General features: G+C 55.3%; 8 protein-coding genes. 6 read left to right on the top strand and 2 right to left on the bottom strand.

Annotated elements, in window-relative coordinates:
- The first annotated feature begins 83 nt into the window (after nt 1-83).
- The 3 genes from serB to nadR all read left to right on the top strand — a co-directional run bounded on the left by serB (nt 84) and on the right by nadR (nt 3836).
- Nucleotides 84-1061, top strand: coding sequence for a phosphoserine phosphatase (serB, locus tag ABDW13_RS19270; RefSeq protein ID WP_343554158.1), 978 nt, complete (start codon nt 84-86; stop codon nt 1059-1061).
- A 13-nt stretch (nt 1062-1074) separates the two neighbouring features.
- Nucleotides 1075-2460 (top strand): DNA repair protein RadA, encoded by a 1386-nt coding sequence (gene radA / locus ABDW13_RS19265; RefSeq protein ID WP_343554157.1) that lies wholly within the window; start codon nt 1075-1077, stop codon nt 2458-2460.
- A 149-nt stretch (nt 2461-2609) separates the two neighbouring features.
- Nucleotides 2610-3836 (top strand): multifunctional transcriptional regulator/nicotinamide-nucleotide adenylyltransferase/ribosylnicotinamide kinase NadR, encoded by a 1227-nt coding sequence (gene nadR, locus ABDW13_RS19260; protein WP_343554156.1) that lies wholly within the window; start codon nt 2610-2612, stop codon nt 3834-3836.
- Between the two features lie 50 nt (nt 3837-3886).
- On the opposite strand, the gene ettA is transcribed toward nadR, so the two are convergent.
- Nucleotides 3887-5554: an energy-dependent translational throttle protein EttA gene (gene ettA / locus ABDW13_RS19255; protein WP_343554155.1), complete on the bottom strand. Its 1668-nt coding sequence runs from the start codon at nt 5552-5554 to the stop codon at nt 3887-3889.
- Between the two features lie 195 nt (nt 5555-5749).
- A complete protein-coding gene (deoR, locus tag ABDW13_RS19250) occupies nt 5750-6514 on the bottom strand; it encodes a DNA-binding transcriptional repressor DeoR (protein ID WP_343554154.1) in 765 nt (254 codons plus the stop codon).
- Nucleotides 6515-6873: 359 nt separating this feature from the next.
- On the opposite strand from deoR, the gene rbsK reads away from it, so the two are divergent.
- The 3 genes from rbsK to ABDW13_RS19235 are packed head-to-tail and all read left to right on the top strand — an operon-like array spanning nt 6874 to nt 10136.
- Nucleotides 6874-7791, top strand: a complete 918-nt coding sequence (gene rbsK, locus ABDW13_RS19245) for a ribokinase (RefSeq protein WP_343554153.1) — start codon at nt 6874-6876, stop codon at nt 7789-7791.
- 9 nt (nt 7792-7800) lie between these two features.
- The gene (gene fucP, locus ABDW13_RS19240) at nt 7801-9126 is read left to right on the top strand and encodes an L-fucose:H+ symporter permease (RefSeq protein WP_343554152.1); all 1326 of its coding nucleotides are present in this window, start codon (nt 7801-7803) and stop codon (nt 9124-9126) included.
- Nucleotides 9123-10136 carry an aldose 1-epimerase family protein gene (locus ABDW13_RS19235; RefSeq protein ID WP_343554151.1) on the top strand — a complete coding sequence of 338 codons (1014 nt, stop codon included), beginning with the start codon at nt 9123-9125 and terminating at the stop codon, nt 10134-10136. Before fucP ends, ABDW13_RS19235 begins: the two co-directional genes overlap by 4 nt.
- The last annotated feature ends 144 nt before the right edge of the window (nt 10137-10280 follow it).

The raw sequence follows: 10280 nt of genomic DNA, 5'->3' as shown, positions 1-10280 counted from the left end.
AGAAAGGCTGGCAATTATGTTGCCAGAACCCGCGCAGACAAGGTAGCCTCTTGCGTGGTTTTGTTGTCCCTACAGGAGCTGTAATGCCAAATCGTCTTACCTGGTGCGATCTGCCCGCCGATGTCTCACTTTGGCCGGGTTTACCCCTTTCCCTCAGCGGTGATGAAGTGATGCCGCTGGATTACCGTGCCGGTCGAACTGGCTGGTTGCTGTATGGGCGCGGGCTCGATAAACAAAAACTGACCGATTACCAGCACAAGCTGGGTGCGGCGATGGTGATCGTCAGCGCCTGGAATGTCGATGAGTATCAGGTGGTACGGTTAGCCGGCTCGCTGACGCCGCGTGCCAGCAAACTGGCGCATGACGCTGGTTTCGATGTTGCACCGCTCGGCAAAATCCCGCATCTGAAAACGCCAGGTTTGCTGGTGATGGACATGGATTCCACCGCCATTCAGATTGAATGCATTGATGAAATCGCCAAACTGGCGGGTTGTGGTGAGCAGGTGGCGGAAGTCACTGAACGCGCGATGCGCGGCGAACTGGATTTCAAAGCCAGCCTGCGCGAGCGCGTGGGTAAACTGGCTGATGCCGATGCCAATATCCTGATGCAAGTGCGCGATACACTGCCGCTGATGCCGGGATTGACCACGCTGGTGCAGAAACTGCAAGCGCTGGGCTGGCAGGTGGCGATCGCTTCAGGTGGTTTCACTTTCTACGCCGATTATCTGCGTCAAAGTTTGCATCTGGCTGCGGCCGTTGCCAACGAACTGGAAATTCGCGACGGCAAGCTGACCGGCCAGGTGCTGGGACAGATTGTTGATGCCCAATTTAAAGCCGATACCCTGAACAACCTTGCACAACGCTTTGATATCGCACCGGAACAAACCGTGGCGATTGGCGATGGTGCGAACGATCTGCCGATGATTAAAACCGCGGCGCTGGGTATCGCCTATCATGCTAAACCGAAAGTGAATGAGCAGACGGAAATCATCATCCGTCACGCCGATTTGATGGGGGTGTTCTGCATCCTGACCGGCAGCCTGATTCACGAAGAGCGTTAATTGAGGATTTGATTTGGCCAAAGCGGCAAAACGCGCCTTCGTTTGTAACGAATGCGGCGCAGATTATCCGCGCTGGCAGGGGCAATGCAGCGCCTGCCATGCGTGGAACACCATCACCGAGGTGCGCATTGCCGCCTCGCCAGCAGCGGCACGTAACGAGCGCCTGAGCGGCTATGCCGGCGGTAACGCGGGCGTCAGCCGGGTGCAAAAACTGTCGGAAATCAGCCTGGAAGCGCTGCCGCGTTTCTCCACCAGTTTTAAAGAGTTTGACCGCGTATTGGGCGGCGGCGTAGTGCCGGGCAGCGCCATTTTGATTGGCGGTAATCCGGGCGCGGGTAAATCGACGCTGCTATTGCAGGTGATGTGCAAGCTGGCGGAAGGGATGAAAACCCTGTACGTCACTGGCGAAGAATCGTTGCAACAGGTGGCGATGCGTGCCCATCGTCTGGGATTACCGACTGAAAACCTCAACATGTTGTCGGAAACCAGCATCGAGCAGATCTGCCTGATCGCTGAGCAGGAACAGCCGAAACTGATGGTGATCGACTCGATCCAGGTGATGCACATGGCGGAGATCCAATCTTCGCCTGGCAGCGTGGCGCAGGTGCGTGAAACGGCTGCTTACCTGACGCGCTTCGCCAAAACGCGCGGCGTGGCGATCATTATGGTCGGCCACGTCACCAAAGACGGCTCGCTGGCTGGCCCGAAAGTGCTGGAACACTGCATCGACTGTTCGGTGATGCTGGATGGCGATGCCGATTCGCGTTTCCGTACCTTGCGTAGCCACAAAAACCGCTTTGGCGCGGTGAATGAGCTGGGCGTGTTTGCCATGACCGAGCAAGGCATGCGCGAAGTCAGCAATCCGTCGGCCATTTTCCTGTCACGCGGCGATGAGATCACCTCGGGCAGCTCGGTGATGGTGTTGTGGGAAGGCACGCGTCCGCTGCTAGTGGAGATTCAGGCGCTGGTCGATCACTCGATGATGGGCAATCCGCGCCGCGTAGCGGTGGGTCTGGAGCAGAATCGTCTGGCGATCCTGCTCGCGGTACTGCATCGCCACGGCGGATTGCAGATGGCGGATCAGGATGTGTTCGTCAACGTGGTCGGCGGTGTGAAAGTCACTGAAACCAGCGTCGATTTGGCGCTGCTGATGGCGATGGTCTCCAGCTTCCGCGATCGGCCGTTGCCGCAGGATCTGGTGATCTTCGGCGAAGTCGGTTTGGCCGGAGAAATTCGCCCGGTGCCAAGCGGGCAAGAGCGTATTTCGGAAGCGGCCAAGCACGGTTTCAAACGCGCGATTGTGCCAGCGGGTAACGCCCCGAAGAAGCCAGTAGACGGGATGAAAGTTTACAGCGCCAAAAAGCTGGCCGATGCGCTGGCGATCTTGGATGAGCTGTAACTGATTTCCCTCACCCTAACCCTCTCCCACAAGTGGGAGAAGGGATTGATAGGCAGCACTTGTTTTCTCCCTCGCCCGCTTGCGGGAGAGGGCCGGGGTGAGGGCCAGCGCGCACCGACCCCTATTTTATTCCACGCAGGAGGCACTAAATGTCATCGTTTGACTACCTGAAAACAGCCATTCGCCAGCAAGGCCACACGCTGCAGCAGGTTGCCGATGCCAGCGGAATGACCAAAGGCTATTTAAGCCAACTGCTCAACGCCAAAATCAAAAGCCCCAGCGCGCAGAAGCTGGAAGCGCTGCACCGTTTCCTTGGTCTTGAATTCCCGCGCCGCGACAAAACCGTTGGCGTGGTGTTCGGCAAGTTTTATCCGCTGCATACCGGCCACATCTATTTGATTCAACGCGCCTGTAGCCAGGTTGATGAACTGCACATCATCATGGGCCACGACGATCCGCGCGATCGTGAACTGTTTGAAAACAGCGCCATGTCGCAACAACCGACCATCAGCGATCGTCTGCGCTGGTTGCTGCAAACCTTCAAATACCAGAAAAACATCCGCATCCATTCGTTTGATGAAGAAGGGATTGAACCCTATCCGCATGGTTGGGATGTGTGGAGCGGCGGCGTAAAAGCGTTTTTGGCCGAGCAGGGCATCGAACCGAATTGTGTCTACACCAGCGAGGAACCCGATGCGGCGATGTATGAGCAGCACCTCGGCATTCCGGCGGTGGTGATCGATCCTAATCGATCGTTTATGAACATCAGCGGCGGCCAGATTCGACAGGATCCGTTCCGCTATTGGGAATACATTCCCACCGAAGTGAAGCCGTTCTTTGTGCGCACCGTGGCGGTATTGGGCGGTGAATCCAGTGGAAAATCGACGCTGGTAAACAAGCTAGCCAACATCTTCAACACCACCAGCGCGTGGGAATATGGCCGTGATTATGTGTTCTCGCACCTCGGTGGTGATGAGATGGCACTGCAATATTCCGATTACGACAAAATCGCGCTCGGCCAAGCGCAGTACATTGATTTTGCGGTGAAATACGCCAGCAAAGTGGCGTTTATCGATACCGATTTCATCACTACGCAGGCTTTTTGCCTTAAGTATGAAGGGCGTGAACATCCATTCGTGCAGGCGCTGATTGATGAATACCGTTTCGATCTGGTGATTTTGCTCGAGAACAACGTGCCGTGGGTGGCGGATGGTTTGCGCAGCCTTGGTAGCTCAATGGACCGCCGTGAATTCCAGTCGATGCTGGTGACGATGCTGCGTGAAAACAATATCGAGTTTGTGCATGTGAAAGAGGACGACTACGACGCGCGCTTCTTGCGCTGTGTCGAGTTGGTAAAGCAGATGCTGGGTAGTTAAATCGACATAAAAAAGGCGCCAACCCGGCGCCTTTTTCACATCTAAAACAATTACTTCGCCATACGCTTGTACTTGATACGCTTTGGCTCCAGCGCATCGGCGCCGAGGGTGCGTTTCTTGTACTCTTCGTACTCGGTAAAGTTACCTTCGAAGAACTCCACCTTACCTTCATCTTGATAATCAATGATGTGGGTGGCGATACGGTCGAGGAACCAACGGTCATGCGAGATCACCATAGCGCAGCCAGGGAATTCCAGCAGGGCGTTTTCCAGCGCGCGCAGGGTTTCGATGTCGAGGTCGTTGGTGGGTTCATCGAGCAGCAGCAGGTTGCCGCCAACTTGCAGCAGTTTCGCCAGGTGCAGACGACCGCGCTCACCACCGGACAATTCGCCGACGCGTTTGCCCTGATCGGTGCCTTTGAAGTTGAAGCGACCGACATAGGCACGGCTTGGCATTTCAGTGTTGCCGACGCGCATGATGTCCTGACCGCCAGAGACTTCTTCGAACACGGTTTTCGAGTTGTCCATCGCGTCACGGAACTGATCAACCGACGCCAGCTTGACGGTTTCGCCCAGCTCGATGGTGCCTGAATCCGGTTGTTCCTGACCTGACATCATGCGGAACAGCGTAGATTTACCCGCGCCGTTCGGGCCGATGATGCCGACAATCGCGCCTTTTGGTACTGAGAAAGTCAGATCGTCGATCAATACGCGATCGCCATACGATTTCTTCAGATTGGTCACTTCCAGCACTTTGTCGCCGAGGCGCGCACCAGGTGGAATGAACAATTCGTTGGTTTCGTTACGCTTCTGGTAATCGGTGTTGTTCAGCTCTTCAAAGCGTGCCAGACGGGCTTTGCCCTTAGACTGACGGCCTTTCGCGCCTTGACGTACCCACTCCAGCTCTTTCTCAATCGACTTACGACGCGCCGCTTCAGAAGACGCTTCCTGCGCCAGACGCTGATCTTTCTGCTCCAGCCAGGAAGAGTAGTTGCCTTCCCACGGAATACCTTCGCCGCGGTCCAGTTCCAAAATCCAGCCAGCAACGTTATCAAGGAAGTAACGGTCGTGCGTGATTGCCACCACTGTGCCTTCGAAGTCGTGCAGGAAGCGCTCAAGCCATGCCACGGATTCTGCATCCAGGTGGTTGGTTGGTTCGTCGAGCAGCAGCATGTCTGGCTTTTCCAGCAACAAGCGGCACAGCGCTACGCGGCGGCGTTCACCACCGGAAAGGGTAGCGATTTTCGCATCCCAATCTGGCAGACGCATGGCATCAGCAGCACGGTTCAGTTGGGTATCAAGGTTGTGACCATCGTGCGCCTGAATCACCTCTTCCAGACGACCTTGTTCTGCGGCCAGCTTGTCGAAATCCGCATCCGGATCGGCGTACAGCGCATAAACTTCGTCGAGACGCTTCAATGCACCAACCACTTCAGAAACCGCTTCTTCCACGGATTCGCGCACGGTGTGCTCTGGATTCAGCTGTGGTTCCTGCGGCAGATAACCGACATTGATGCCCGGCTGTGGGCGCGCTTCCCCTTCAATATCTTTATCGATACCGGCCATGATGCGCAGCAGCGTTGATTTACCCGAACCGTTCAGGCCGAGTACACCGATTTTTGCTCCAGGGAAGAAGCTAAGAGAAATATTCTTCAGGATGTGACGCTTCGGCGGAACAACCTTGCCGACGCGATGCATGCTATAGACGAATTGAGCCACGTTGTATTGAGCCTTTTGGTCTGTGTGATATGAACTTTAGGTACAGAAGTTTAGCTGTTTTCACCCTTTATTCATACCCGTCATACATTGGCTTGCCGCGGTCTTTATCGGTCACCATAAATGGCGACCGTACAACACATCTGCACGCTTTTGTAGGGTCGCCATTTATGGTGACCAACATGCAATATCATCAACTTACGGCAAACGCAGCGGGATGTTTTGTTGCGCCAGCCAGCTCTTCAGCGCCGGTTCTGGCGCGCTGTCACTCACCAGTAAATCAAAACGGCGCAGCTCGCCAATGCGCGCGGGCAGCACTTTGCCGAATTTACTGCTGTCAGCCACCAACACGCGTTGGCGCGCGCGCAGCATGGCGTGATGCTTCATGGCTAACTCATTGATGTTGTAGCAAGTCGCGCCCTGTTCCTGATCGATACCCGCGGCAGAAATAAATGCTAACGTCGGGCAGAGATCGTCGAGGATCGAATGCGCGCCAATCGGTGTGAACAGGGCGTTATCGGCGTGGAATTCGCCGCCGCTGAGAATCACGTTGCAGGCCGGTTTCTCTTTCAGCGCCAGGAAGGTGTTCATCGCGCAACAGATGGCGGTGAACGGCAAGCTATCGGGAATCGCATCAACGATGTACGGCAGCGTGGTGCCACAATCGAAAAATACCGTGTCATTTTCACTGATCAATCCCGCCGCAGCCTGCGCCAAACGCTGTTTACGCGCGGCATTTTGCCCATGCTGATCCGAAACGAAGTAGTGCCCAGCATGGCTTTTGGGATCGCTGACGATGTAGCCGCCCAGCAGCACCACGGTGGAAGCGGGTTCAGTGAGATCGCGGCGAATGGTCATTTCTGAAACGCCAAGTAACTGCGCCGCATCTTTCAGGTGCAATTTATCGGTGCGTTTCAGCGCCTGAGCCAACTTGTGAATGCGTTCGTCGCGGCGGGTTTCCATGATCATCTCTGCGTCATTAATCCTGAAGTCGAAGCTGCTGGGGCGAGAAATCGCGATAAATCTCACAGATTTTAATGATTTGCGAGGTTTTCAGCAGGCCAGTTTTTAATCTTACCTGTAATGAGATCGGCCCGCAAACGCCGTGCAATGCCGTTCTCACCGCTTCGTTCTCATCACGTCACTCCACGTTCAATGATGTTGCGTTGTTAATATAATAACATTTACTCATCCCGCAACAGCAATGAAATCGGCTTTAACAACCCTTCAGAGCTGTGAAATTTATCACATAATTAACTTTGTTAACTTGGTATTGTGATTTTAATAACATTTTAAGGCTAAAAATTCACCGGGAGAGAACAATGGATATCGCGGTTATTGGGTCAAACATGGTTGACCTCATTACCTACACCAATCAGCTACCAAAAGCGGGCGAAACGCTGGAAGCACCCGATTTCGCCATTGGTTGTGGCGGCAAAGGGGCGAATCAGGCGGTTGCAGCGGCAAAAATGGGCGGCAGCGTGATGATGGTCAGTAAAGTCGGTGATGACTTGTTCGCGCCAAATACCGTGGCCAACCTGCAACAGCAGGGCGTGGATACGCGCTTTGTTACCACCGCGCCGGGTACCTCCAGCGGCGTGGCACCGATCTTTGTCGATGACCAATCGCAGAACCGTATTCTGATTATTAAAGGCGCCAACCAGCAGCTCAAGCCAGCGGATATTGATGCCGCGGCTGAGGCGCTGAAAGCGTGCAAATTGATCATCCTGCAACTCGAAGTGCCGCTGGAAACGGTGTATTACGCCATCGACTTTGCCCGTCACCACAACATCAAAGTGATCCTCAATCCGGCTCCGGCGGTCGCGGATCTCAACATCGATTACGCCTGCCAATGCGATTTCTTCATGCCGAATGAAACCGAACTGGAGATCCTTACCGGCATGCCGGTGAACAGCGATGAAGAAGTAAAGCTGGCGGGGCAATCGCTGCTTAAGCGCGGGCTGAAAAACCTGATTATCACGCTCGGTGGCCGCGGTTCGCTGTGGATGGCCGGCGACACACTGCATCACGTTGCGCCAACAGCGGTAAAAGCGGTCGATACCAGTGGCGCGGGCGATGCCTTCATCGGCTGTTTCGCGCAAGCATTAGTCAAAACCGGCGACATTCCTGCCGCGATGGCGCAAGCGTCGGCGTATGCCGCATGCAGCGTCACCGGGCGCGGCACGCAGCGCTCCTATCCCGACGCGGAAACCTTCCAGCGTTTTCTCAACGTTCACTGAGGACGAGTTATGCAAACGAACATTGTTCAGCAATCTGATGGCTATTTGAATAAAACGCCGCTGTTCCAGTTCATCTTGCTCTCGTGCCTGTTCCCGTTGTGGGGCTGTGCGGCGAGTCTGAATGACATTCTGATCACCCAGTTTAAAAGCGTGTTTGCCTTGAGCGATTTCGCCAGCGCGCTGGTGCAGAGTGCGTTCTACGGCGGCTATTTCCTGATTGCGATTCCGGCTTCGCTGGTGATTCGCAAAGCCAGCTACAAACTGGCGATTTTAATGGGATTGGCGCTGTATATCGCCGGTTGCGTGCTGTTTTATCCCGCTTCGCACATGGCGACGTACACCATGTTCCTTGCGGCGATTTTCGCTATCGCCATTGGTTTGAGCTTCCTGGAAACCGCTGCCAACACGTACAGCTCGATGATTGGTCACCGCGATCACGCTACGCTGCGCCTCAACATCAGCCAGACGTTCTATCCGGTTGGCGCGTTAATGGGCATCGTGCTGGGCAAATATCTGGTGTTCCAGGATGGCGAAAGCCTGGAAAGCCAGCTGGCGGGAATGAACGCCGAACAGGCGCACGCTTTCCGTCTCAGCATGCTGGAGCATACGCTGGAGCCGTACAAATATCTGGTAATGGTTTTGGTGGTGGTGATGCTGCTGTTCCTGTTCACCCGCTATCCGCGCTGCAAACCGGAAAGCAATGAAAAATCGTTGCCATCGCTGGGTGAAACCTTCCGCTATCTGGCCGGTAATCGTCACTTTAAGCGCGGGATTCTGGCGCAGTTCCTGTACGTCGGCATGCAAGTGGCGGTGTGGTCATTCACCATTCGTCTGGCGTTAACCCTGGGTGCGACCAACGAACGTCACGCTTCGAACTTTATGATTTATAGCTTTATTGGCTTCTTCATCGGCAAGTTTGTCGCTAACTTCCTGATGGCACGTTTCCGCGCCGAGAAAGTGTTGATCGCCTATTCGGTGCTGGGCGTGATTGCGCTGGCGTGGGTGATGTTTGTGCCGAACTTCACTGCGGTGTACGCCGCCATCCTGGTCAGTGCGCTGTTCGGGCCGTGCTGGGCCACCATTTATGCCGGTACGCTGGCGACGGTGGATAACAAATATACCGAAGTGGCAGGTGCGTTTATCGTGATGTCGATTGTCGGAGCCGCCTTCATTCCGGCGATTCAGGGCTTCGTTTCCGATCATCTAGGATCGATGCAGTTGGCGTTTGGCGTGTCTCTGCTGTGCTTTGCCTGGGTTGGCTTCTTCTTCTGGGGCGAACTGCGCCACAAAAAACAGGCTGAAGCCGCTGGCCGTTTAGTCGAGGAGATGCCATGAAAACCCGTTTACCGTTACGTCGCGAACAGTTCCTGCAAACGCCAGGCACGCTGCTGCGCAATGAGACATTTCACGTTGAACTGTTTCGCTATCCGGCTGGCGTGGAAGCGGTGCGCATCAGCAATCCACGCGGTTCAGTGATCGTGCTGCCGTTCTACGGCCAAATGGTGTGGGATGCCACGTTTGACGGGCATTCGTTGACCATGGGGCACAGCTTCAAGCAACCGCTGCTCGGCAGTTCGATTGTCGATACTTACGGCTGCTTCGCCTTCCACTCTGGCTTGCTGGCGAACGGTTGTCCGACGGCAGATGACGCTCATCCGCTGCACGGCGAAATGGCCTGCGCGCGCATGGACAGTGCCTGGATGGTGTTAGAGGACGATCGCCTGTCGCTAGAAGGCGAAACCGAATATGTGAAGGGCTTTGGCCATCACTATCTGGCGTCGCCAGCGGTGCGCGTCGAGGCCAATGCAGCACGTTTGCACATTGAGATGAACGTCACCAATCTGGCTGGCGCACCGATGCCGTTGCAGTACATGTGCCACCTCAACAGTGCGTGGCTGGAGCAGGGCCGTTTCCAGCAATCGATCCCCAACGATGCGTTCCAGTTGCGCACCTCGATCCCGGCGCATGTCAAACCGACACCGCAGTGGCGCGCTTACACCGATCAACTGGCGCGCGATCCGTTAGTGTTCCAGCAGTTGGATCAGCCGGAGATGTGCGATCCGGAGATCGTGTTCTTTGCTGACGATTTGGCGCAGTACGGCGATGAAGTGCAGTTTGAACTGCATTCGCCGCAGGGATTCGCGTTGATGACGCGCTTTTCCAGCCAGCAATTCCCGCATGCCACGCGCTGGATGCTGCACAATCGCGATCAGCAAGTCGCCGCCTATGTGCTACCCGCCACTTGTCGCCCGGAAGGCTTCAACGCCGCACAACGTGCCGGCACGCTGATTGAGTTAGCGCCCGGCGAGCAACGCCATTTCAGCGTCGAAACTGGCATTTTGTAAAACGTGTCGCGGCGTATTATTCACGCCGCGACAATACGTTGCCCTCATTGACATCCTCTGTCACAAAACTGCCACCAAATATCCTCGCCGAATGCATAAAGAGCGGCATCCCAGGGACGATAACCACTGCGACATTCGTCACAT

Source organism: Pantoea sp. (assembly GCF_039594315.1).
GTDB lineage: Bacteria > Pseudomonadota > Gammaproteobacteria > Enterobacterales > Enterobacteriaceae > Pantoea.
The sequence above is the reverse complement of the archived record's forward strand: the minus strand, read 5'-3'. Positions and strand labels throughout refer to the sequence as shown.